Here is a 24,217-nt window from a genome sequence, read left to right as displayed (position 1 = left end):
TTGAGAGAACTTGTTCGAGTTACTCCCTACAGGAGTAACTACGAAATGGTGTGATGTGTGCGGCTGTCATAGACTCACGCCGGCCTTCAGCTGGACGCGTCGTTATTCCGCTTTCTGCGCTGATACGCCGCAACCTTGAGCTTGTTGCCGCAGATATTCATACTGCACCAGCGGCGTGAGCCTTTCTTGCTGGTATCAAAGAAGTGAACGACGCAGGCCTCGCATTGACGCAGGCGGTGTGTGTCCGGATCGCTCACAAGTTCCGCTGCCGCATCCAGGAACGGCGTCCACAGGTCTGCAAGCTGCTGCGGATCGAAGTGTGATTCGCGAACGATTCGCTTTTCCCTCTTGCGAAGCACCGCAGTTAGCGGATGTTGCAACAGGCCTGCATTCAACTCTCGAATGAACTCGTCCGAAGGGGCCGAGCCACCTTCCATGCGCAGCACCGCGTCTCGCAGCCGTTCGCGGAACTCACGCAGGCCCTTGAGGAAAGCCGCCGCCTCGGGAGATGGCCGCCAGCTCCGCAGCAGGTTCTTCACCCGAGCGGAACTCACGATTTCTGAAGCGATGAACCAACGCTCCAATGCATGGAAATCCGTAAGAAGCTCCGTGGGCCCCTGCGCCAACACCGGACGCGTGTTCAAAAAATCGAGAATCGGCTTGTTCGCAACGAACAAAAAGCCATCCACCCACTCGCCGGGTTCCTGAAGAACAGTGCTCAATGTGCCCCCTCTTCAAAAATACTGTATGAAAATCATAACACCTCTGTTGACATTTTTAACGGTGTCCACTACGCTCATTTCATCGGTGCCTGAATCGGCGCAAGATTCGCCATAGAAAGGAAGAGAGATCATGCAAACATTCCAACACGCTACTGTTCGCGGCCTCAAGATGTTCTACCGTGAGGCTGGATCGAAGGATCTTCCAACGATCGTGCTTTTGCACGGCTTCCCCAGTTCGTCGCATATGTTCCGCGACCTGATTCCGCAGCTTGCAGAAAAGTTCCACATCATTGCTCCCGATTACATCGGATTCGGCTACAGCGACGCGCCGAGCGTGAGTGACTTTGAGTACACCTTCGACAATCTTGCGGAGTATGTGGATGAGTTTTTGTTCAGCGCGCTGGGGCTGAAGAAGTTCAGCATCTACGTGCAGGACTATGGCGCGCCCATTGGGTATCGCATTGCTTTCAAGCATCAGGATGCAATCGAAGGCATCATTGTGCAGAACGGGAACGCTTATGCGGAAGGAATCGGCGCAGGCTTTGACGCAATGAAGCCGTTCTGGGCCAATCGGACGCCGGAGACAGAAAAGCCGGTGCGCACTTTGTTGACGCTGGAGACAACGATCTTCCAGTACACGCACGGAGTAAAGGACGCGAGCCGCATCAGCCCGGATTCCTATACGGTGGATCAGCACTTTATGGACCGCGCGGGGAATGACGCCATCCAGTTGAGTCTGCTGCATAACTACCAGGCCAACCTGACCCACTATGACGAGTGGCATACCTTCTTCCGGAATAAGCAGCCGAAGACGCTGATTGTCTGGGGAAAGAATGACCCATTCTTCACCGTCGAAGGTGCGCAGGCCTATCTGCGCGACATTCCGAAGGCGGAGCTGAACCTGTTCGACACCGGTCATTTTGCGCTGGAAGAGCTCGGCGACGTCATCGCAAAGAAGATTGTGAGTTTCTTTAGCTGAGCGCCGCAGCATTTGCGCTGAAATTCAAGAAGAGAAGATGAGAGGAGAAGCATGATGTCAGCATTCCAGAACGCGACCGTGGTCATGATCCACGGCGCATGGGCCGATGGATCAAGCTGGGAGCCGGTGATTCGCAGGCTTGAGAAGGAGGGGCTGCGTGTTGTGGCTGCACCAATACCTCTTACATCGCTAAGCGATGATGCTGCAGCATTGCGGCGGACAATTGCCCGCACGAATGGTCCCGTGATTGTGGCCGGCCACGCCTATGCCGGCGCTGTGGTGGGAACCGCGCACGACGAGCGCGTGAAGGCGCTGGTATACATTGCGGCGCTGGCTCCGGATGAGGGGGAGACCGTTGCAGAGGTTTTCTATCGAGATGAGCCGCATGCGAAGGCCCCGAAGCTTGCCCCGGATGCAGATGGATTTATCTGGATGCCCGATGAGAGCTTTGCCGAGGCCTTTGCGCAAAATGCAACGGTGGAGCAGATTGCGCTCTGCCGTGCCGTTCAGCGGCCCATCTCCGTGAAGTGCATTCAGCAGCCTGTGACTGCTCCGGCATGGAAGAACAAGCCATCGTGGTATCTGCTTGCGGAAGAGGACCGGATGATCAACCCAAAGACGCAGCGCTTTATGGCTGAGCGCATGAAGGCAACGATCCGCTCGTTTGCCGTGGACCATACACCGCTGCTTACCGCGCCGGACAAGGTTGCGGCCATCATTCTTGAAGCGGCCAAGACGGCATTGCAGGAGGAAGGACAATGAACAACACGGTTGCGATTGTTACGGGAGCAAGCCAGGGCATTGGCCGCTCGACTGCAATCCGGCTTGCCAGGGATTTTGGCAAGGTGGTGCTTGTTGCAAGGAACGCGGATGCGCTGATCGAGGTATCGGATGAAGTGCGGAGAGCCGGCGCTGACCCGCACAGCATAGTGCTGGACCTGAGCGGAGTGGAAGCTCCCGAGACGGTGATCAAAACGACGCTCAATGCGTATGGCCGTGTTGATGCGCTTCTCAACATAGCCGGGGCTGTGCCTCAAATTGATCTCTTTGAGATGAGCGATGAGCAATGGTATGCGGGCATGGAACTGAAGCTGCATGGGGCGCGCCGGCTGACAATTCGCGCGTGGGATGCGCTCAAGGCGAATCGCGGGTCCGTTGTCTTCATGTCCGGTAGTGCAGCACTCGATCCCAAGCCGGCATTCGCCGCTGTGGCAGCAACGAATGCAGCGATTATCGCGATGGCCAAGGCCTTTGCGGAACAGGGCATTACGGATGGCGTGCAGGTGAACAGCATTGTGCCGGGAGCCGTGATGACGGGACGGCGGAAGTCTTTTCTCGAAAAGTGGGCTCCCGCGCACAACATGAGCGTTGCCGAGGCCACGAAAAAGTTTCCTGAAGATGCGGGTATAAGCCGCTATGGAGAGCCGGAAGAGATTGCGGAACTGCTGGCATTCATGGTGTCACCCGCTGCAAAGTGGATGACGGGGAGCTCAGTTCGTATGGATGGCGGTGAGGTCAAGGGGATTTGACCGCGAGTGAGAACGGACGAGTTCGTTCTTACTTCGCGAGCAGATCGTTGAACACGAAATGCAGAAAATCCTTCAGCGGAGCATCGCTCTTGTCGGCTTGAGAACGAAGCAGCGCGCCTTCCCAGCTGTTAAGTACAAAGCCGGCAAGAGGCTCCGGCTTTGAGGATCTTGGCAGATCGCCTTTCTCAATAGCTTCCCGCAGTACAGCTGAGACATCGGACTGCCAGCGCGCGAAGCCGGAACTCAACCGCCCTTGCAATAGCGGGCTGACTGCTGCGACCTCCAGGCTGAGGTTACCGACGAGGCATCCTGGAGTTGCCGACGATTGCCCTGCCATTCGAATGAGGTCTTCGAAGTAGCGTCGCAGCCGCTTGAGCGGCGCCTGGCGTGTGTTCCCCAATACCGCGTGGCAGTGTTCCGCGTTGAGCGTGCCGTAAAGTTCCAGCACTGCGGCAGCAAACTCTTCTTTGCTGCTGAAGTGATGGTAAAACGAGCCTTTGGGCACTCCTGCCGAATGCAGAATCTCCTGGAGGCCGGTAGCGCCGTAGCCATGCTTGCGCATCAGTTCGAGCCCTACCTTGATCAGGTGGGCGCGTGTGGGGCTGGCGGCTGTTGTCTCCGTGGGCTGCATGACTGGCCTCTCCTTCTTGTGGAAGAGTGCGGCCCTCACGCATGCGCGTGAAGGCCAGCATTCTTATCGTAATGGCGCGATGTGCGGCTGCTCTTATTTGCGGGCTCCCACGCCATAGCGTGCGGCTGGCGTGTTGCGCGATAGGTTTGGCGCAAGAGCGAGACGCGCCTTCTCATAGGCATCGAAATCCGCAGACTCGGGCAGTGCCGGGATTGTGACAAACTCACCCTGATCAAGCCCGGAGAGAGAGGCGTCGACCATGTCGTCCGTGGTCATCACAATGTGCGCCGGAAGCGTGTGTGCGGGCACGCCGGCTTTATCCCAGAGTGGGGTTGCAGTTGCTCCAGGCAGCACGAGCTGGAGAGTAACACCCTTACCTGCGAGCTCTTTCTTCAGCGCGATGCTGAGGTTCTGTACATAGCCCTTGCTGGCGCTGTACACACCGTTTAGTTGCTCCGGCGCAAGCGCCACAACAGAGCCGATGTTGATGATGAGGCCGCTGGAGCGCTTCACAAAGCTGGATGCAGCCGCAACCGCGAGCCGGGTAAAGGCTGTTACGTTGATCTGGATGATCTGATCGTGGACATCCGGGTCAGTCGCCAGCAATGGAGTGGCGGCGGCCACTCCTGCATTGTTCACAAACGCGGTGATGGAAGTGTCTGAAGTGAGGCGGTCTGCGATTCGCTTGACGTCAGCGGTGACGGAGAGATCCGCTTGCACAGTCTCTGCCTTGCGGCCAGTGCTTGATTCGATCTGTTTTGCAACTTCGTCAAGTTTGTCTTTGCTGCGCGCAACGAGAATAAGGTCATAACCACGTTTGGCAAGACGGTTGGCGTAAACGGCTCCAATTCCCGTGGAAGCGCCGGTGATAAGGGCGGTACCTTTGCTGTTGGACATGCTGATCTCCTTTTGAATGGCGCCTCAACGGCGGCATATTTATGAGAGTAGACCAGTCGGTCTAGTGATTCAAAAACTTACCACCTGTTTTTGCACCCGAAGCAGGTTATGGTGGTGGAGCAACCTGTTTCCTCGTAAAAATCTGCACTGGGCACGGTGGGGTGTAAGAAATCACGGGGTGCTGCGTTTATAAGACAGACGCTTATCGGCGTCCAAGGAGAAACATCATGAAATGCCTGAACTGCCCTTGTGGTCCCAACTGCGAATGCGTGATCTGCGCCTGCAAGAAGCGTAGCTAGTCGTTTCTACATCAAACCGGGTGGGAGGCTGAGACCTCCCGCCTTAATATCTTTATGCCTGAGACAACTCTCGATCAGTTACTCGCCCAGCGGAGACAATTTCTCGCGTTCGTGCAGCGCCGTGTTCTGGACTCGGAGCTTGCAGAGGACATTCTCCAGACAGCGTATCTCCGCGCCTTTGAGCACCAGGATGACTTTGAGCCGAGCGAATCGGCTATCGGCTGGTTCTACCGCTTACTTCGCAATGCTGTGATTGATAGTTACCGGCGGCGGGTGTCTACGAACAAAGCTCTTGAGGCCTGGACACGCGAGCTGGAGACGGCGGCCCAGCCATCCCCGGACCTTCATAACGAGGTCTGCGCCTGCCTGCATGGAATCCTCAACGGCCTCAAGCCTGAGTATTCTGAGGTCTTGCATGCTGTCGATCTGGGAGAGCAGCGTCTGCAGGATTTTGCGCAGCAGCACAAACTTTCTACGTCCAACGCCGGGGTGCGTATCCACCGTGCGCGTGCGGCGCTGCGTAAGCAGCTTATGCAAACATGCGCGACCTGCGCGGAGCACGGCTGCCTGAACTGCACCTGCAAGAAACATCGGGTTTAGACGCCGCCAGTGCAGGTCCGCGTGTGATCGAAATCCGGCCTGGAATTGACCGCTGTGGGATCTCCAATAGAGACTGGTGTGGCTCTTGTTAGTGATGACTGCGCTGTATCTGGAGATTCCGTTGAGAGTTGCCGCTGTTCTGCGCTTTGCCTCCTTTGTGGTTTGTTCCGCCTCTTTTCTGGCTGCCCAGCAAGCTTCGACGCACGCCTATACACGCGGTCTCGGGGTGTATCCCGGGGATCCCAAGCAGTATGACGGCCCGGCGCTTGTGGCTGCGCCGGTTGGCGCGTACCGGAATCTTGCGCTGCACAGGCCCGCGTATCAGTCGAGCGCCTACGATTACAACCTGACGGCGCAGCTTGTGACGGACGGCATCAAGGAAACTGCATTGCCGAGCTGGATCACCGCTTCCACCAGCAGGGCGGGCGAGCTGCCCAAGAGCGAGCGCGAACTTTTCCTGGATGGCAATCCGGTTTCCTCCGTTACGGTCTCTGGTTCGTCGCCGTGGGTGGAGTTTGATCTTGAAGGTGCCGGTGCAGCACCGACGATTGATCGCGCTGACGTATCTCTGCGCAAGATCAATGCGCCTGTGCCTGCGGCGGGATGGGATATCACGATTACCGGGTCCAACGACAAGACCACATGGGAGAAGGTAGCTGCGTATCACGGAACGGATTTCGGTGAGAAGGATTCCTTTGCCAGCTTCCAGAAGACGGTTCCATTCCAGGCAGCGGTGAATTTTCGTTCATATCGCGTAGCGGTTTCTATTCCCGGAGTCGCTTCCGTTGGCGTTGCGGAAATTACGCTCTTCCATAACGGAAGCGAAGTGCGTGTTGCGGGTCCGGATGTTTTTTCAAGCGCATGGATGAGCGCGGGCAGCGGTGAGGAATGGGTGAGCGTGGATCTTGGCGCGGTTTGCGCCTTTGACCGCATCAAGCTTGACTGGATTCGCCGCGCGGCTGAGGGCGAGATCCAGATCTCCGATGATGGGAAAGAGTGGCGTACGTTACAGGCGTTGACGAGCGACGACATGCATCTTGCCAATGCGGCCCATGCGCGATGGGTTCGCGTACACATGACAAGACCGGCTGAGCCAAATGACCGCTACATCTTGAGTGAACTGGAAGTATGGGGACACGGCGGTGTTGTGCCTGCGGCCAAGCAGTCTGCTGTCGTCCAGCAGGACGGCACACTGCGGCTCGCAGCTGGAAGGTGGCGCTTGCAGCGCGCTTCGCAGTTGAGCGAGAGCGGCGAGCAGCTTTCGAAGGCAGGCTTCACGGACAAGGAGTGGATGGTTGCCACGGTTCCCGGTACGGTGCTGACCAGCTATCTGAACGATGGCGCGATTCCGAATCCTGATTTTGGCAGCAATCAATACGCAATCTCGGATTCGTACTTCTGTGCGGACTTCTGGTATCGCGATGAATTTACCGTCGCGGGCGCTAAGCAGGCTGGAAAACATTACTGGCTGAACTTCGACGGCATCAACTGGAAAGCCGAGGTATATCTGAACGGACAGCACGTGGGACGCATCGATGGCGGCTACATGCGCGGACGCTTTGATGTGACTGCGTTGATTCATCCCGGAGCGGAGAATGCGCTGGCAGTGCGGATTCTGCATGTCGACAACCCAGGCAGCACGAAAGACAAAGCGGGGCGCACGCTGAACGGCGGGGCACTCGGACGCGACAATCCGACGTATCACGCATCGGCGGGATGGGACTGGATATCGACAATTCGCGGACGCGACACGGGCATCTGGAGCGACGTGACGCTGACGACATCGGGAGGTGTGACGATTGAAAATCCGCTCGTGACGAGCAAGCTGCCGCTGCCCGATATATCGCAGGCCGATGTGACGATTCAGGCAACTGTGCGCAACCTGGAGGCGCATTCGGTGAGCGGCACGCTGCGCGCGCAGTTTGGAGCGATTACGGTTGATTCGCCTGTGACGCTTGATGCTTCTTCTGCGAAAAATGTTGAGCTGAATCCTGCAGCGTACCCAGCGCTGCATATTGCGAATCCGAAGCTTTGGTGGCCGGTGGGGTATGGCGATCCAAATCTCTATCCCGTCAAGCTCACGTTTATCGAAGGCGGAAAAATCTCCGACACGAAATCGTTCAAGGCGGGCATCCGGCAGTTCGCCTACTCTGAAGATGGAGAAATCCTGCGCATCTGGATCAACGGAAGGCGCTTTATTGCGCGAGGCGGCAACTGGGGATTTCCAGAGTCAATGCTGCGCTACCGCGCACGCGAGTATGACACGGCAATGCGTTATCACCGCGATCAGCACTTCAACATGGTACGCAACTGGGTGGGGCAGACCGGCGATGAGGCTTTTTACGATGCTGCGGACAGGTTCGGCATCGTAGTGTGGCAGGACTTCTGGCTGGCGAATCCGTGGGATGGCCCGAACCCGGATCATAACGATTTCTTTCTGACTGTGGCGCGCGATTACCTGCTGCGGATTCGCAACCATGCTTCGTTGGGCCTGTTCTGCGGGCGTAATGAAGGTTTTCCTCCACAGCAGATCGATGATGGATTGCGCAGCATGACTGCAGAACTGTCCCCGGGTTCGCATTACATCTCAAGCTCTGCCGATGGTCCGGTGAGTGGGCATGGGCCGTATCGCGTGGAACCGCTGAGGATGTACTTTGCCAATGCGCCGAAGAAGATGCACAGCGAGATTGGGTCGCCGAATGTGCCGGAGCTGGAGATACTGCGGCACACGATCTCAGAAGAAGGATTATGGCCACAGAGCAGAGAGTGGCCGCTGCATGATTTTCATGACGAAAACCCCTTTGCCGCGCAGATTACGAAGAACTACGGCGGCGCAAAGACGCTTGAAGAATGGACGAGCCTGGCGCAGTTTGTCGACTACAACAGTTACCGCGGAATGTTCGAGAGTCAGAGCAATCATCGCTACGGACTGTTGATCTGGATGAGCCATCCGGCATGGCCGTCGATTTTGTGGCAGACGTACGACTACTTCTTTGACACCGATGCCGCCTATTATGCCGCGAAGAAAGCTGCTGAACCTCTGCACATCCAGTGGAATGCAAACGACGACACAGTGGAAGTAGTGAATTACAACGCGGGTGCTCAGACGGGCCTCACGGCCCATGCCGAGATACTTGGACCGGATGGCGGCGTGCTATGGCAGAGTTCAGCAACACTGGACAGCGCGGAAGACTCAACATCTGCGCCGATAAAGATGCAATATCTGGCAGCTTCGCAAGGCACGCTGCGGTTCATCCGCTTGACGCTAATGCGCGGCGGTAAAACGGTGAGCAGCAATTTCTATCTCTATGGCGGAGTGGAGGAGGACTTCACCGGCATTCGCACATTAGCGCCCGCGCAGCTGAGTGAGCGCACGCGCATAACACAAGCTCGACAGATGTGGACAATTGACACGGAACTGCGGAATGCATCCCAGACACCGGCATTGATGGTTCGTGTGAAGGCAGTGCGCGCAAAGACCGGCGACGTGATTGCTCCGGCGATTTATGACGACAACTACATTGCGCTGATGCCGGGCGAGAGCCGGACCATTCACATTGAACTTGAGGATGCGGACACGCGCGGCGAGCGGCCTCGCGTGGTGGTGAGCGGGTTCAACGTGAGCACGACCAAGTGAACAGGCTCATTCTTCGCGTAGAAGAATCATAGGATCGACGGCGAGAGCGCGGCGAGCGGGGATGAACGCGGCCAGAAGGCCGATGCCAAGCATGGCGAGGACGACGCCGCCAAGGATGAAGGGGTCGCGCGGCGTGGCCTGATACACGATAAAGGCGAGCACGCGTGTAGCGAGTAGGCCGAGGACGATCCCCGCGATGGAGCCGATGGCGAGAAGACGGAAGGCGCGGCCGAGCGCTGCGCCAAGCACCTTGCGCTGATTCGCTCCGAGTGCGATGCGGATGCCGAACTCGCGAAGGCGCTTGGAGACGGTGTAAGAGGCCATGCCAAAGATGCCAGTGATGGCAAGCATAGCTCCGAGCACGCCGAGCACACCGAGAGAAACGGTAGCGACGCGAGCGGCGAAAAGTGCGGAATCGAGCTCGTTATTCCATGTCTCGATTTCGATCGGCATGGTGGGATCGAGGCTGTGCATGGCGCGCGCAAGTGCAGGCGCGATCTCACCGGACGAGTGCTGCGAGCGAACAACAAGCCAGGTGTCCGGGCCGCGCTGCTGCAGGAAAGAGAAGAACATTGCCGGCTTGGGATCTTCAGTGAGGGTCTGGTACTTGCCGTCTTCAACAACGCCGACGATGAGGACGCGCGCGCTTCCTCCCCACATTTTGAAGTGACTGCCGATGGCCTTATCGACGGAGCCGAAGACCTTGATGGCGAATTGCTTGTTAATGACGCCGACGAGTGGGTTGGGATCGATGTCATTCATTGTGAAGCTGCGGCCTGCCAGCAGCGCCGTGCCGGCGGCGGAGAAATAATCGGGAGAGACATCGAATTGCTGTGCATCGGCAACGGAATTTGTGGGTCGAAAGTCGCTTGTGGAGTCAGCGTAGATGTCGGAGTCGTTGCCTCCAATGCTGAGCGGTAGCCTGTCTGCGAATCCGACCGAGGTGACACCGGGAACGGCTGCGGCGGCATCGAGCATCTTTTTCTGCATGGTAGTCCACTGCTCGCGCTCATAGCCGGCCATTTTCAAATCCGTTCTAGCGAGCACAACGCCGGCGGGCTGAATGCCATAGCTGCTTTCAAGCGAGCGGGCCAGCCCGCGCACGGCGACGAGCGATGCCGTGACGAGAACAGCGCAAATAGCGATTTGCAGAACGAGGAGGATGTCGCGCAGGCTGATGCGGCGCGCTGCGCCGGTGGTGGCTCCGCCTGCGCGGATGATTTGCCATGGATCGCTGCGGAGGATCTGGCGGATAGGAACGATGCCGAACAGCAAGCCGCTAAAGATGGCGAGGAAGACAGCGAGCGCGTAAGTGGTGGCGTCGGGATTGACCGGAACATTGATGGGTATGTTCGGGATGGGCCGCCAGGTGCTGAGAAGGCGCAGAATGGCGACGGCAGCGGCCATGCCCAGCGCGCCTCCAGCGAGTGAAACAAGAACGGCCTCCGTGAGCAGCTGACGGAAGATAAGCTTGCGGCGCGATCCAAGAGCCATGCGGATGGCGATTTCACGCGAGCGGTCAGCCGCACGCGCGGTGAAGAGGCTGCCGAGATTGGCGCAGGCGGCGAGCAGAATAAGGCCTGCGAGAAGCATAAGTCCCGCCATGAACGCGCGCGTAGGCTTGCCCAGGGTGTTTCCGGCGAGACCCGGATGCGTGAGGATGAACTTGAGGCCGTCGTCCGCCTTGGGGTATGCCTTAGCCAGCGAAGCGGCAATGGTGTTGAGATCGGATGTTGCGGCTTCGGGCGTGACGCCGGGTTTGAGATGGCCCATGACCCAGGAGGAGTGACTGCCGCGCTCTTCAAAGCTATTCCAGTCGGTGATCTGGCCCTTGTTCACGATAGGCGCCCAAAGATCGGGCGCGAAAAACAGCTCTGTACCGCGAAAATCCTTTGGAGCAACGCCGACGACGGCGAATGGATGCTTGTTGAGCTGCACAGTGCGGCCGATGATGGAGGGATCGCCGTTAAAGTAGCTGTGCCAAAGGGAGTAGCTGAGCACCACTTCCTGCACGCTGTTCTTGCCGTGCTCCTCAGATGCGTGGATGAAGCGGCCAAGATAGGGCTGAATGCCGAGAGCATCAAAGTAATTGGCGCTGACCATGTATGGCCATACCACGGCGGGCTTTCCGCTGCCGGTGTCCAGGCCAACGCCGCCCATGATGTCGTAGGTTGCGAGCTGCTCGAAGCCGTGGTTCTGGTCTCGAAGGTCGCGGTAATCGGGATAAGACTGCGAGGGCGAGCTGTCGGAGCCGGTTCCGCGCTCCACCATATATAGGTTTTCGGCATGCGGCACATTGAGCGGGCGCAGAATGAGCGCATTGAGCACGCTGAAGACGATGGCGTTGGCGCCGATGGCAAGAGCGAGCGTGAAGATGGCGGTGAGGGCAAAGCCGGGCGATTTCCGCAGTTGACGCAGGGCGAGCCGCAGGTCAGCAGTCATGATTCCCCCTTGAAGCGCAATTTTCCGCTGTCGTGGAGGGATACGAATGGACGCGGGCGCAGGTTCCGTAAAAAGTGAAGGATGGAAGGAAATAAGGAGAATGGTCCGCATGTTTCCCCCTTGACGTTCGACAAGAGAGACACGTATTCTTTTGTCGAACGTCAAGGGGAGAGAATGCCGCAGACTGCTGATCTATTACAGGGAACGCTGGACATGCTGATTTTGAAGGCTATTGTGAATGAGCCGCAGCATGGGTGGGCGATTGCATTGCGGATCCAACAGGTCTCGAAGAACGTATTGCAAGTGGGGCAGGGGTCGTTGTATCCCGCGCTGCACCGGCTGGAGTATCGAGGGTGGATCAAGGCGCAGTGGGGCGCTAGTGAGAACAATCGCAAGGCGCGGTTTTACTCCCTGACGATTGCGGGCAAGAAGCAGCTGGTAGCGGAGCTGGAAAACTGGCAGCGACTGGCCGGCGCGGTGAACCTGGTGTTGGCGGAGATATAAGGAGTACGTATGTTGAACGAGCTTTGGTCCCGAGTGCGATTTTTCTTTGGTAGCAAGCAGCGCGAGGAAGTGGATGAAGAGATCGGCTTCCACATGGAGCGGGAAGTGGAGGCGAATCTTGCCGCAGGCATGAGCACGGAAGAGGCGCGGCGGCAGGCGGCGATTGCCTTCGGCGGGCGCGAGCGCGCGCGTGAGCGGTGCCGCGAAGAGCGTCCCTCATGGTCACTGGAACTGCTTCTGCGCGATGTGCGCTTTGCGTTTCGCGGACTGGCGCGCAATTACGGGCTGAGCTTGATTGCGATTCTGACGCTGGCGATTGCGATCTGCGCGAACACGACGATCTTCAGCCTGTTGAACCAGGCGCTGCTGCGTGCGCTGCCTGTGAGCAGACCGGATGAGTTGGTGGTGTTGAGCTTTGCGGGGTCGTTCTACGGCCATCACCACTCCGAGGGCGGCAGCGACGAAGGCCATGTGCACGAGTTTTCGTATCCGATGTATCGCGACCTGAGCGACAAGAACACGGCGCTGAGCGGATTGATTGCTTCTGTGCCTGCGGGTGTAGGTGTTACATGGAACAACCGCTCTGAGGCTGTCTCCTCTGAGATGGTGAGTGGGAATTATTTTGAGACGTTGGGCGTGCGGCCTGCGTTGGGACGCCTGTTTGTGGCGAGCGATGAGAGCGCGCCGGGCGCGAATCCCGTTGCTGTGCTGAATTTTGATTACTGGAAGACTCATCTGGCAGAAGCACCGGTGGAAGGCCAGACGCTGCTGGTGAATGGAACGCCATTCACGATTGTCGGCGTGGCCGCGCCAGGCTTTCACAGCGCGGTGTGGGGCCGCATGCCGGATGTCTATGTGCCCATCACGATGCAGCGCACGGTGCAGCCAGAGTGGGACATGTTGAATGATCGCAAGTCATACTGGATCACGCTGGCGGGCCGGCTGCGGCCAGGGATTACGTTGCAGCAGGCGACGGCTTCATTGAATGCGCTTTTTCTATCGGAGCGCAGAATAGAGTTTCCGACGCTTGCGGATACAACCGAGAGTACTCGAAAGGCGTTTATCGATGCAGCGCATCTGAATGTGGACGCCGGAGCGCGAGGATTTTCGCCAATGCGCGACGATCTGAAGACGCCTCTGACGATCATCATGGGGATGGTTCTCCTGGTGATCGTGATGGCAGTGGTGAATGTGGCGAGCCTCCTGCTGGTGCGCGCGGCGAACCGCGTGCGCGAGTTCAGCGTTCGCTATGCGCTCGGTGCGACGAACGGGCAGATTCTGCGGCAGCTTTTGTGCGAGGGGCTGCTGCTGGGCATCTTTGGAGCGGGGCTAGGATTAGCGTCTGCTCCGGCAGCACTCGCGATGCTGATCCGCTGGCTCGCACATGGCAGCGACGGCGAGCAGATATTTACGGCGACGCTGGATTGGCGCGTCTTTGCGTTTACGGCGGCAGCAACATTGATTGGCAGCCTTGTGTTCAGCCTTGCGCCTGCAATCCAGTTCTGGAATCCGCGGCTCGTAGACTCACTGAAGCAACAGGCCGGAACGGGCAAGGGAAGTTCACTGCGATTCGGCAAGACCTGTGTGGCGCTGCAGATTGGATTCAGCCTGCTGCTGCTTGTGGGCGCGGGGATGTTTGTGCGGACGATTCAGAATCTGCGCAGCGTGAACCCGGGCTATGAGACCGAGCACCTGCTTGCATTCAACCTGGCTCCGGCGATAGCAGGCTATCCGGCTTCGGGCGTAGCGCCTGTGGAGCAGCGCGCGCTGGATGCGATTGCCGCACTGCCGGGCGTACGCGCAGTGGGCGCCACGAACGACGAGGATCTGGTCGGCGACGGTGTCGAGGGCGACGTAGAGGTGAGCGGTTATAAGGCGAAGCCGAACGAGGAGTATGACGTGGAGCTGCCGTGGGTCAGCAGCGGGTACCTCGAGTCGCTGGGTGTTCCGCTGATTGCCGGGCGCATGTTGAATGCCGGCGATACGGCGACATCGCAAAAGGTTTCCGTAGTGAATGAAAGTTTTGTGAAGCATTACTTTGCGAATGCGCAGGCCGCGCTGGGACAACATGTGAATCGCCCCGGCAACAAAAACCGCGCGTCTGTGGATACAGTGGTTGTGGGCGTGGTGGGAGACGTGAAGCATGCCAGCGTGCGCGATCCTGCAGCTCCGACCTGCTATATGCACTATCTGCAGCAGAGCAGAGCCGCGGGGCTTACCTACTATGTGCGAACGTGGCAGGCGCCGCAGACGGCTGCAAACGGGATTCGCGCAGCTGTGGCGAATATCGATCCCAAGCTGATTGTGAATGACATCAAGCCGATGACGCAGGCGATTGACGGGAGCATTCAGGACCAGCGTGCAATGGCGTGGCTGGCTGCGATCTTTGGAGGAATTGCCGCGCTGCTGACGGGGATTGGGCTCTATGGCATCCTGGCTTATTCGACAGCACAGCGCACGCGAGAAATTGGCATTCGGATGGCTCTGGGTGCGCAGCGTGGAACAGTGGTGCAGCTGATTTTGCGCGAGACGCTGATCCTGGCCGGGTGCGCAGTGGGCGTCACGATCCCCATTGCACTGCTGACCGCGCGCGCAGTGAGGAGCCAGCTTTTCGGCGTCTCCATTGTCGATCCCGTGGTGTATGTCTCCGGCGTGCTTGCGATTTGCGTGGTGGCTGCGGTGGCGGCATTTGTTCCAGCACGGCGCGCAGCGAGTATCGACCCGTCGAAGGCGCTGCGGACGGAGTAGGAACTAGCCGAGATAGCGGACGTCGAGCAAAGTGCAATCGTCCTGCGCGGGCGAGGAGCCCTGAAATTCAAAGACCAGGTGAAGAATGGCATCGATGCGTTCGAGATGGGCGGCGCTATGAAAGCGCGCATCTCCGAACTGCTCCTCGACGCCGTTTTCTGCTTCGACGATGCCGTCTGTAGAGAGCAGAATCCGCTCATTGGGCGCGAGACGAATCTGACCGGAGGAGTAGCTTGCCTCGGCGATGAGGCCGACGACGAGATTGCTTTCCGGCAGCGGCTGCGCGCCCGTGGCCGTGATGTGCAGCGGCGGAATGTGGCCGCAGTTGATGTATTCCAGCAGGCCGTCGGGATAAAGCTTCATCAGGACCAGCGTGGCGTATTTTTCCAGGCTGCGCGCGGTAAGGAAGCGGTTGACCAAAGCTGCGATCTCAGCGAGCGGCTGTCCAGTGAGCATCTGCGCATGAATAATGCCCTGGAGTGTCGCAGCTACGATGGACGCCGGCACGCCTTTGCCGGAGACATCCGCAATGACCAGGCCAAGTGAATCCGGCAGCGGGATCGCGTCGTAGAAGTCGCCGCCGATATCGCGGCAGGGAATGGTGCGGGCCTGCAGTGACGCGTACTGGATGCTCGGCAGATTGGCGGGCATAAGGCCGGCATGAATGCGCGCGGCGATGGCCAGCTCTTCCGCGGCTTTGCGGGCTTTGAGCTCATTTTCCACCAGCAGAGCATTGTTGAGCAGGTTGGCGGCCTCAGTGGAGATGGCGTCGAGGAGCTCGTGATCGAGAGTGTCCAGGCGGCCTGCCGAAGCGCGGCTGTCGAGATAAAGGACGCCGAGCAGCTGCGGTACTTCCGAGCCGGTGGCACGACGGCGGAGTGGGATGCAGTAGATGCAGCGGATGGAATTGGCAAGGATGCTATCCGAGGCCGCGGCCTGCATGGCGGCCCAGGTATCGCTGATGGTGAATTTGGAAGAGCTTTCGACGGCCTGCTGGATCGCGGAGCGGGAGATGGTGGAGTCTTCGTGCAGAAACTCGCCGGTGGAGCTGAGGCCGAGGGCGAGGTGAAGCGATGCGTGGTGAGCCGCGCCGGAATCGGGATCGAGAAGAAAGGCGAAGCCGCGCTCGACGTTGGTGAGTTGGATAGAGATCTGAAGCAGCGCGTGGAGAATGTCCTGTGTGGCGGAGCCGGCGTTAAGCTTGCGTGCCGCGTTGAGCAGGAAGTTGAGCTGGCCCATCTCCTGCGCGGGGGTGCGCTCGCGCGTGGAGATCTGCCCGAGAGTTGTAAGGAGATCGCTTGCGATGGCGAGGTGAAAGGGCTCGGTGTTGGAGGCAAAGGCGTGGAATCGAATCTTCATGGCTCCGGGCGAGCCGAACTGCAGAACGTCCCCGGAGCGCAGCACGACGGATTGAATGCGCGTGCCGTTGAGATAGGTGCCGTGAGAACTGTCTAGATCTTCGATCTCATAGCCGGCGGAGGTTTCGCGGATGACAGCATGGCGGCGGGAGACGAAAGTGTCGGCGAGAACGAGATCCTGATCGGCATGGCGGCCGATGGTGACGGTATGCCGGTTGAGCGGAAAGGAATGCGAGCCCTCGGTGTTCGAGTACGTGAGAACGGGCCTGTGTGTGGAAGACGCCATGAAAAGATCGTATCCCTATTATGAGGCGGAAGCTGCAGGGGCAGCGGTGGCGATATCAGATGGCTGAAGCTCGGCGACGGGGATCTTGCGGCCGTGGATTTCAACGATGGCGTTGCGCAGACCCTCAGAAGACTGCACCACCTGCTTGAGGGCGTCGATGATGGTGGCGGCTTTGGTGAGAACAATGGGCGCGACGGTGAGGAAGCCCATGATGGCCATTTCCGTTGCGCCAAGGTCGCGGGTGGCGACTGGTTGCGCGCCGGCGCGCTCGACATCGGGCAGCGCGGCGAGACCGGATTGAAGCTGGGCGGCGAGAGCGGCGGCGTCTGTTCCAGGCGCGGTTTCAAAGTGCAGAGTCAGGGTGGTGGGCATTAGACGTCTCCGGTGAGGATGAATGCGAGTCGGGTGTATTCTACATTTCATCCTGCTGTTTATCTAATCCTTCTTTTTCTAGGAACATAAGGCGGGAATTTCTGAGCAAGACCGTTGTGGAAAGGCGCTGATGGCCGAGGTTCCTTCGCCGGAAGTGACGCAGTCGCAGGATGTGTCGCGCGACGCGGATGCTACGCGTGCGCCGGACCCGGATGCGACCCGCGCGCCAGATTCGGTGCTGGTGGGTGGCGCGCAAGGCGGAACGACGGAGAAGCTCGGTGGCCCTGATGCTGGACAAATTTCCGGACAACTGAAGGCATGGGGAGATTTTCAGCTTCTGCAGGTGCTGGGGCGGGGCGGGTTCGGCGAGGTGTATCGCGCATGGGACCCGGTTCTGGAGCGGGAAGTGGCGCTGAAGCTGCTGCTGCCGCGCGGAATGGACCCGGAGCTGGAGTTCACGACCATGGTGGCCGAAGCCCGCGCCATGGCAAAGGTGCATCATCCAAATATTGTCCCGGTGTATGGAGTGGATCGGCGCGAGGGACGCGTGGGCTTCTGGAGCGAGTTTGTGCGCGGGCAAACGCTCAATGCGCTGATTGCGGCGCAGGGCGTGATGGATGAGCGCAATGCGGCGGCGACAGTTGGAGCGTTGTGCGATGCGCTGGGCGCGGTTCACGCGGCGGGGCTGCTGCACAGAGACATCAAGCCGGGCAATGCGATGCGGGATCAGAGCGGGCGCGTGCTGCTGATGGACTTTGGGCTGAGCCAGAATCTGCTGGCGGGGACGGGATGGAGCGGGACGCCGGCATATATGGCTCCCGAGGTCGCGGCGGGAAATGCGGCAACGGCGCAGAGCGATCTCTATTCGATGGGCGTGCTGCTCAGATTTCTGACAACAGGATCGGTGGCTCCGGTCACGGCTGTGCCGCAGCAGTTGGCGGGAATTGTGAAGCGAGCCACGGAAACCGATGCGCGGCTGCGATACGCAAGCGCGGCGCAGATGGGCGCAGAGTTGGCTGCGGTGCTTCAAATAAAGCCAGAGCCGGATAAGCGAGACAAGAAGGCGAAGAAGGAGAAAGAGGAAAAAGAAAAAGGCTTCTGGGGATTCGCGCGGAAGTGGGTCTGGGTTGCGATTGGACTCACTTTTGTCTTCGGAACCCAGATGTGGACCAAGGTAAAGCAAGTGGGCGTTTCAGTAGTGCATCCCGGCTACCAGGATTACCTGGATGCGAACGAAGCACTGGCGCGATATGACAAGCCAGGGTATACGGAGAAGGCGATCGACTTGTATTTGTCCGCTCTGAAGAGCGAGCCGAAGGACGCTCTGGCGGAGGCCGGACTGGCGCGGGCTTACTGGCGAAAGTATGAGGACACGAGCGAAGCCAGGTGGGCCGATGAGGCAAACGCAGCCAGCGCGAAGGCCATGACGATGAATGCAAGCCTGGCGGCCGTGCAGATGACCTCAGGAATGATTCATGCAGCCCAGGGAAAGTCTGATATCGGAATAGAGGAGCTCGAGAAGGCGGCGAATCTGGACCCGAAAAGCGCGGATGCGCATGGATTGCTGGCGAACGCATATCGGAAGCAGGGGCGCACAGAGGATGCGAGGAAAGAGTTCCAGCAGGCGATGGACCTGGACGATGAAAACTGGCGCTGGCCCTATCTGATGGGCGCGATGCAGATTGATACAGGGGATTTCACCGGTGCGGAGAAGAGTTTGAAGGACGCGCTCGAAAAGACGTCGGAGAATGCGCGGGTGCTTTACAACCTTGGGCTGGTTTATCTGAAGGAAGCCCGGCTCGACGAGGCGCAGAAAGCGCTGCAGAAGTCAGTCGATCTCGATCCACGAGCCGATCCGATCATGGCGCTGGGACAGGTATTTTACCGGAAGAGCGATTTTGCGAGTGCGATTGCCACGTATAAGCGTGCAACGGACGTTGCGCCGAACCAGTTCGACTCATGGGGCAACCTGGCGGAGGCCTATGCGGCAGACGGAAAGCATGAGACCGAGGCAGCGGAGGCGTTCAAGAAAGCTGTAGTGCTGGCGGAAGAAGAGAAGAAGCGCACCCCGGATGACGCGTATACGATCTCTATGCTGGGTAAGTACTACGCAAGCCTGCACGAGACAGAGCGCGCTTTGCCGCTGCTGCGGAAGTCGATTGCGCTTGCGCCAAAGGACCCGGACACGGCGGAAAGCGTTGCAGAGGCCTACGAGGTGCTGGGTATGCGGAAGGAGGCCTTGGAATTCCTTACTAAGGCGTTGCAGCTTGGCTACCCGGTCAACTACGCTAGGGCGAGTCCAACGTTCCACTCGCTTCGCAGCGATCCGAATGCTCCGCTTGTGATGGGGGACAACTATTCCATGAAGATAACCGGAGGGAAAAAATGATCAAGATAGTTGTGGAGATTGTGCAGGACGGTGATTACCGCGGGGCGCAGCCGCCGCAGGTTGGTGTTGCCGCGGGGAACGAGATCGAGTTTGTGAATGCAGGCAGCGCAGGTACCCTGCTGGTGCTGACGCCGGCAACCGAGAGCATCCTTTCGCCAAAGCCGACCTCGCCGGTGACCCTCGCTGGTGGAGCAACAGTGACGTATACGTTTTTGCAGCCGGCAGGCAGCGGTTACCTGGCGCAGGTGCTGCCTGAAGGATCGCCCATTTATCCATTGGACGAACAAGGTGCGGATGGGCCCGTACTGACGATTGAGCCATCAGTCAACCGCGATCCCCGTAACAGGACCGGTGGCTAAGGCTGGGTGTCCCCTCCCTTCAACGTTCCAAATGCCGTGTCATCCTGAGCTTGGGTTGGTGAGTCGAAGGACCTGATTTTCGCCAACCAGCTAACCCGCCACGCGCAGCGCTAACTTGCTGCATTTGTCTTATCTTTGTCCCTCGGCAATACATTACTTTCGTCCATTGTCCTTTCGTACCGTCCTCCGCCCCAAGAAAGTTTGCGTACCATTAAGGGGTTTTCTGTCACACTCATAATCAGCAGGAAGAAACGGCCCGAACCCATCGCGGATTCGGGCCGTTTTGTTGGGGGACGGTACGGTACCCCTCCCCCATCCCTGCTGCACCATAATGTGTGCATTTCTGGGTCGTAAGGCATATTCGTGACTGAATAAGCTGCACAGTTCCCAAATGAAGATCACATAAAGATTTGCGTAGAAACTGTGCAGACGTCCGCAACCTGCACAAAGAAAATAACTTCGGAAGCACAGCAGCACAGGATAACTCGCATATTCAGTTGCAAAGCTCCTATTTTTGTTGAGCAGCTTGTCGGGCCGCTTTCCGTGCCTCTTGCCGAGCGGTTTTCAACTGCCGCTGCGCATCTGTAACCGATTCGGGCTTGGATGGAGCCGAATTTGTCTGAGGCTTGGATGGAGCAGGAGTTGATTTCGGTTTTTCAGGAGCAGATATACTGTCGCCGGCCTTTGTAGCCTTCGTCATGACGCCCTCTTGTTTAATCCTTTGCTTACAGGATGCGCTGAGGGCGTGGTAGTCAATATTCTCGGTGCCGCTGACCATGGTTGGGTTGGCAGCCATGTCATCGATAAAGGTGCCGATAAGCTTGCAGCCGATGTCGAAGAGCGGCACAGGAAATTTGATCTGCTGGAGCTCTTTCTTTGTATAGGAGTGAATAGCCCAGACATGAACGAAGGCGGCCTGCTTAGCCTGTTTCGAGTCCGACTGGTTTTGATCGGCAGGAATTTGTTCGAGTTCCGCCGTGGTCACATACCGCAGATCGGGCGAAATTCCGATGATGTTCCAGATGCCCTGAGGAACACTGAAGCTTGCCAGATGCGCTGGTGAGCCTTCGTTTTCAGGGTCTTCGCGCATGTGCTTTAGCTCGGGATCGACGGACGCCATGCCGCCGGACTCGGCAGCGTCAAGCGTGGAGGGTACGGCCCAGAGATCGATCTGTCCGAGAGAAATGCTGCTATAAGAAGCAAGCATGCGGCCATCGGGCGAGAGCGTGACGGCTTCATAGCCGCTCCAACTGGAATTGCCCTCATAGATCCCGGTCTCATAGTTAAGGAGCTTTCCGTCACTGAGGCGGTAGACCTGCAGATCATTGAACTCAGGGTTCATCTTTTCGGAAGGACTGAAACCTTTGCCGCCGAAAGCTACAACTTGCTGCCCACCAACAACGCCGACGAATCTTCCCATCGCGTTCTTGCCGGTAAGAGAGGCAGCCCGAGGCGAGGGTTGCGAAAGGTTCACATAATCGAGGCCCGTGCCGTTGCTGTCCTGTACCAGATACTGTCCGCTGGGGCTGAGCATGACACGGTTTCCTGTGTCGACTCCTTGAATCTGGTGAATTTTCTGGCCGGTAGAGAGATCGACGAGAATAATTGACTTGTCTGCTGGATTGCTGCCCGCTCCGGAACCATAGACAATCGTCGTTCCTCCGGGCTGGATAGCCATCGGACCTGCCAGCTCATCTGCGAGACGGAAAGTCTGCGTCTTTCCTGCGCGCCAGACTGAGAGATTCCAGCCGTCTGCACTGATTTGAGCAATGACACCGCTGGCAGGATCGCAAACGGACTGATCCTGGAGCGCTGACACGGGATTGCCACCCAACAACGTTGTGCCATTGCGGCTGGTCACAAGCGGGCGATCATGCTGGTCGAGCGCGACGGCGCACTGATCGAGATCGACCATTGAGGTATCGATCTGCGCACGATAGACCTCGCGGAACTGGAGCGCCTGTTGCAGATTGGAAATGATCTCCTTATTTGTATCTTTGATGGCCCCCAGGAAGTTAAGGCGCAGCCAAAAGGCGCCACCTTGCTGGAGCCGTACGGATTCCATGCCTTCTGCGATAGCGAGAACCTGGTTACTGCTATTGCTCGCGTAATTGGAGGCCAGGTTTATGGTGTCCTGCTCCTGTTGGTGCACTCGGGTGACGTATATGGCAAGCGTTCCTACGGCAAGCACCGGCAGCAGCAGGAGAAGAAGGAAGGATCGAAGGAAGGCTCGGCGGCGGGCGGTACGGCTGTGGCCAATAAGACGCTGCTCGTCTGGAGTTACGGCCCGCATGTGAGGCAGACCGCGTGTGACCGTACGCAGATCGGCGCGGTCGAGGACAATTCCTTTTCTGCCGCCGGACCACTCACGCCCACGGTTTTCGAGTAGTCGTCGTGCGCGTGCGCCAGGAAGCTCGGAGAGCGCGAAGTCGCGGCGGATAAGCGGGGCAAGCGTGTCGTGGGTAAGGGCGGTTGAGTGATTGTCGATTGCGGTCTGCATACCGCCGGGATCGCGCGCCGGCTGCGTGAGCAGATATTTATCGATGTTCGCGGTTAGGAGTTGGTCGAGGCTGAGGCCAAGTTCGCCGAGATTCGCGTAATCGTTTTTGAGATCATCCAGCGAGCGACGGCGCGAGGTTCCAAGCTCCGAGGTATGCGCGTAAAGGAGATCAAGCTCGAGTCCCTGCGAGGCGGCTTTGATTTCACCCGGCTCTGTTTTGATTTTGCTCTGCGGGGCAGCTTTGGTTTCAGCCGGGCCGTAGAGCTCGGCGAGCTGTTGCTCGTAGAAACCCAGAAGAGGATTCTGACGGATGGCGAGATTCTCGTAGAGCTCGACGGTATAGCTGTGTATACCGTTTGCATCTGGCTGCGTGGCGTCCCAGAGCTGATTGAGCACGATCTGCAGCACGGTGGCGATGGAAGAATCGCCCTTAAGAAGATCATCGGCAATCAGGTTTGGGACACGGTCGCCTTCGGGGAAGACGATTTTATACGGGAAGATGGTCTTGTTTTGATCGTCCGCGAAGCGGAGATAAGCCGGGCCGGTGACGACCTGAACGATGGCATCGTGATCTAGACGATCGAGCCAGAAGTGATCGAGAAGATCGGGCGAGTTGTCCGTGCTGCCTTCGGCAAAGTAGCCACGGATTTCAGCGAGATATTCCTTGCGGAAGCTCAGCAGCAGGCGAGCAGATGAGTTGGATGGGGCTTGAGAGAAGAGCTGACGGACGTGATTGGCGAAGGCGCGCAATTCGCTATCGATAGAATTGCCCGAGGTGGTGGCGTGTGTGATGGCTTCTTCCACCTGATCGAGAATGATGAGGGAGCGTTGGGGAGGACTGAGCCACGTGCGGACCTGGGTTTCGCGTACGGCCGGGTCTTGCGTTGCTTCGGGCGCGGGCGCGCCCGGAGCAGGCGGCTGAGAGGCGATGACTTCTGCGATGGCGCTGTAGAGATCGTCGATGAGGTTGCGATTGCGGCGGCGATAGGCGTAGCGGCAATCGGCGGGGAGGCGCGGAAGCAGGCCGGCATTGAGGAGAGAGGATTTGCCGACACCAGATTGCCCGTAAAAGAGGCTAATGGGGCGCGCGGGATCGCAAGCGCCGAGCGCCCAGTCGGCTATGGCGCGAATCTCTGTGGAACGGCCGAAGAAAAGCGGCGCATTCTCTTTGGTGTGGCCCTTGATGGTGACATAGGGCTGTTTCGGAAGATCCTTGTAATAGCCGGGTGCGAGCGGTGGCAGGCCGACGAGTGGATCATGCGCAACGTCTGCGAGGCGCCAGGAACCGGAGGAGGAAGCGCCGGGACGTTTGACTGCGACCCAGGGGAATGTGGCCTGTGCGGGGGTAGGGAATGCCTCCGCCTCGTCAAATGTGCGGAACTGCGGAGGGTGCTGTTTGTATTTGTCCACCCAGTTGCCGAGGCTTGTCTGGTGCGTACCCATGACATCGCCGGCGGCTTGAGAGAAAGCGTCGTCCAAGGTGCTTCCGGTGGCGAGGTAGCCATAGAAGGCAGCGGCGAAGTGGCCGGCGATGACGTCATCGAGCTTGGCGACGGAAGCAATGACGAAGGGGACGCGGGTAGCGACTTTGGCGGCCCATTCCTGGTTCTCACAGGAATTAAAGAAGGCAAGCTGCAGGCTGGGCTGCGAAACGAGAAACTCTTCGAGCAGAACGCCGTCGACGATCTGATTGCCAGGAGTTTCAGCGGGAAGCCAGAGGCTCTGCTGATTGGAGTGACCTCCGAAATGGAAGATGGCGACACGGTTATTGCGGAAGGTCTCAAACAGGTTCTTGCGGCAAGCGTGAAAGCCGGAGACGAACTCCCAGCTACCGGCCTGTTCCCCGGAAGCCAGCGCGCTGCGGATGCCCGCTTCTTCACTTTGAAGCGAGGGCAGCGCGACATCCGACTGCTGATCGGGATCGGCAAAAGTAAAGAAGAAGACAGGAGGCGTGGTACTACTCAT

General features: G+C 58.5%; 16 protein-coding genes. 9 read left to right on the top strand and 7 right to left on the bottom strand.

What is annotated here, in order from left to right:
* Positions 1-86 precede the first annotated feature (86 nt).
* Positions 87-722: a CGNR zinc finger domain-containing protein gene (locus VO84_RS08705; protein ID WP_058187271.1), complete on the bottom strand. Its 636-nt coding sequence runs from the start codon at positions 720-722 to the stop codon at positions 87-89.
* Positions 723-852: 130 nt separating this feature from the next.
* On the opposite strand from VO84_RS08705, the gene VO84_RS08700 reads away from it, so the two are divergent.
* Genes VO84_RS08700 through VO84_RS08690 form a run of 3 tightly spaced genes read left to right on the top strand, consistent with a single transcriptional unit; the run spans position 853 to position 3,230 of the window.
* Positions 853-1,701, top strand: a complete 849-nt coding sequence (locus VO84_RS08700) for an alpha/beta fold hydrolase (protein WP_058187270.1) — start codon at positions 853-855, stop codon at positions 1,699-1,701.
* Between the two features lie 51 nt (positions 1,702-1,752).
* Complete coding sequence (locus VO84_RS08695; protein ID WP_231737842.1) at positions 1,753-2,463, top strand: alpha/beta fold hydrolase; 711 nt, start codon at positions 1,753-1,755, stop codon at positions 2,461-2,463.
* On the top strand, positions 2,460-3,230 hold the full coding sequence (locus VO84_RS08690; protein WP_058187268.1) for an SDR family oxidoreductase: 771 nt from the start codon (positions 2,460-2,462) through the stop codon (positions 3,228-3,230). Before VO84_RS08695 ends, VO84_RS08690 begins: the two co-directional genes overlap by 4 nt.
* Before the next feature lie 28 nt (positions 3,231-3,258).
* On the opposite strand, the gene VO84_RS08685 is transcribed toward VO84_RS08690, so the two are convergent.
* Positions 3,259-3,861 (bottom strand): TetR/AcrR family transcriptional regulator, encoded by a 603-nt coding sequence (locus VO84_RS08685; protein ID WP_058187267.1) that lies wholly within the window; start codon positions 3,859-3,861, stop codon positions 3,259-3,261.
* 93 nt (positions 3,862-3,954) lie between these two features.
* Positions 3,955-4,758 carry an SDR family NAD(P)-dependent oxidoreductase gene (locus VO84_RS08680; protein WP_269431407.1) on the bottom strand — a complete coding sequence of 268 codons (804 nt, stop codon included), beginning with the start codon at positions 4,756-4,758 and terminating at the stop codon, positions 3,955-3,957.
* Positions 4,759-5,111: 353 nt separating this feature from the next.
* Here VO84_RS08680 and VO84_RS08675 point away from each other — a divergent pair, with 353 nt between their 5' ends.
* Together VO84_RS08675 and VO84_RS08670 are read left to right on the top strand one after the other, a co-directional pair.
* A complete protein-coding gene (locus VO84_RS08675) occupies positions 5,112-5,657 on the top strand; it encodes an RNA polymerase sigma factor (protein ID WP_058187265.1) in 546 nt (181 codons plus the stop codon).
* Positions 5,658-5,751: 94 nt separating this feature from the next.
* Positions 5,752-9,294, top strand: a complete 3,543-nt coding sequence (locus VO84_RS08670) for a glycosyl hydrolase 2 galactose-binding domain-containing protein (protein ID WP_058187264.1) — start codon at positions 5,752-5,754, stop codon at positions 9,292-9,294.
* Positions 9,295-9,300: 6 nt separating this feature from the next.
* On the opposite strand, the gene VO84_RS08665 is transcribed toward VO84_RS08670, so the two are convergent.
* A complete protein-coding gene (locus VO84_RS08665) occupies positions 9,301-11,736 on the bottom strand; it encodes an ABC transporter permease (RefSeq protein WP_058187263.1) in 2,436 nt (811 codons plus the stop codon).
* Positions 11,737-11,910: 174 nt separating this feature from the next.
* Here VO84_RS08665 and VO84_RS08660 point away from each other — a divergent pair, with 174 nt between their 5' ends.
* Together VO84_RS08660 and VO84_RS08655 are read left to right on the top strand one after the other, a co-directional pair.
* Positions 11,911-12,240: a PadR family transcriptional regulator gene (locus tag VO84_RS08660; protein WP_058188666.1), complete on the top strand. Its 330-nt coding sequence runs from the start codon at positions 11,911-11,913 to the stop codon at positions 12,238-12,240.
* A gap of 9 nt (positions 12,241-12,249) precedes the next feature.
* Complete coding sequence (locus VO84_RS08655; RefSeq protein ID WP_058187262.1) at positions 12,250-14,988, top strand: ABC transporter permease; 2,739 nt, start codon at positions 12,250-12,252, stop codon at positions 14,986-14,988.
* Positions 14,989-14,991: 3 nt separating this feature from the next.
* Here the strand turns inward: VO84_RS08655 and VO84_RS08650 are convergent, their stop codons facing one another.
* The gene (locus VO84_RS08650; protein WP_058187261.1) at positions 14,992-16,632 is read right to left on the bottom strand and encodes a SpoIIE family protein phosphatase; all 1,641 of its coding nucleotides are present in this window, start codon (positions 16,630-16,632) and stop codon (positions 14,992-14,994) included.
* An 18-nt stretch (positions 16,633-16,650) separates the two neighbouring features.
* Complete coding sequence (locus VO84_RS08645; protein ID WP_058187260.1) at positions 16,651-17,004, bottom strand: hypothetical protein; 354 nt, start codon at positions 17,002-17,004, stop codon at positions 16,651-16,653.
* A 130-nt stretch (positions 17,005-17,134) separates the two neighbouring features.
* Here VO84_RS08645 and VO84_RS08640 point away from each other — a divergent pair, with 130 nt between their 5' ends.
* Positions 17,135-19,393, top strand: coding sequence for a serine/threonine-protein kinase (locus tag VO84_RS08640; protein WP_058187259.1), 2,259 nt, complete (start codon positions 17,135-17,137; stop codon positions 19,391-19,393).
* Positions 19,390-19,752, top strand: coding sequence for a hypothetical protein (locus VO84_RS08635; RefSeq protein WP_058187258.1), 363 nt, complete (start codon positions 19,390-19,392; stop codon positions 19,750-19,752). Before VO84_RS08640 ends, VO84_RS08635 begins: the two co-directional genes overlap by 4 nt.
* Positions 19,753-20,260: 508 nt before the next feature.
* Here VO84_RS08635 and VO84_RS08630 read toward each other — a convergent pair.
* Complete coding sequence (locus VO84_RS08630) at positions 20,261-24,217, bottom strand: nSTAND1 domain-containing NTPase (RefSeq protein ID WP_058187257.1); 3,957 nt, start codon at positions 24,215-24,217, stop codon at positions 20,261-20,263.

This window comes from Occallatibacter gabretensis, from assembly GCF_001449115.1.
Lineage (GTDB): Bacteria > Acidobacteriota > Terriglobia > Terriglobales > Acidobacteriaceae > Telmatobacter > Telmatobacter gabretensis.
This window is presented reverse-complemented; position numbering and strand designations above follow the sequence as displayed.

Coding starts and splice junctions, on each gene's coding strand:
- VO84_RS08665 (WP_058187263.1), bottom strand. CDS start 11,736: ATGACTGCTGACCTGCGGCTCGCCCTGCGTCAACTGCGGAAATCGCCC.
- VO84_RS08685 (WP_058187267.1), bottom strand. CDS start 3,861: ATGCAGCCCACGGAGACAACAGCCGCCAGCCCCACACGCGCCCACCTG.
- VO84_RS08675 (WP_058187265.1), top strand. CDS start 5,112: ATGCCTGAGACAACTCTCGATCAGTTACTCGCCCAGCGGAGACAATTT.
- VO84_RS08635 (WP_058187258.1), top strand. CDS start 19,390: ATGATCAAGATAGTTGTGGAGATTGTGCAGGACGGTGATTACCGCGGG.
- VO84_RS08660 (WP_058188666.1), top strand. CDS start 11,911: ATGCCGCAGACTGCTGATCTATTACAGGGAACGCTGGACATGCTGATT.
- VO84_RS08630 (WP_058187257.1), bottom strand. CDS start 24,217: ATGAGTAGTACCACGCCTCCTGTCTTCTTCTTTACTTTTGCCGATCCC.
- VO84_RS08640 (WP_058187259.1), top strand. CDS start 17,135: ATGGCCGAGGTTCCTTCGCCGGAAGTGACGCAGTCGCAGGATGTGTCG.
- VO84_RS08700 (WP_058187270.1), top strand. CDS start 853: ATGCAAACATTCCAACACGCTACTGTTCGCGGCCTCAAGATGTTCTAC.
- VO84_RS08650 (WP_058187261.1), bottom strand. CDS start 16,632: ATGGCGTCTTCCACACACAGGCCCGTTCTCACGTACTCGAACACCGAG.
- VO84_RS08655 (WP_058187262.1), top strand. CDS start 12,250: ATGTTGAACGAGCTTTGGTCCCGAGTGCGATTTTTCTTTGGTAGCAAG.
- VO84_RS08695 (WP_231737842.1), top strand. CDS start 1,753: ATGATGTCAGCATTCCAGAACGCGACCGTGGTCATGATCCACGGCGCA.
- VO84_RS08645 (WP_058187260.1), bottom strand. CDS start 17,004: ATGCCCACCACCCTGACTCTGCACTTTGAAACCGCGCCTGGAACAGAC.
- VO84_RS08690 (WP_058187268.1), top strand. CDS start 2,460: ATGAACAACACGGTTGCGATTGTTACGGGAGCAAGCCAGGGCATTGGC.
- VO84_RS08680 (WP_269431407.1), bottom strand. CDS start 4,758: ATGTCCAACAGCAAAGGTACCGCCCTTATCACCGGCGCTTCCACGGGA.
- VO84_RS08670 (WP_058187264.1), top strand. CDS start 5,752: ATGACTGCGCTGTATCTGGAGATTCCGTTGAGAGTTGCCGCTGTTCTG.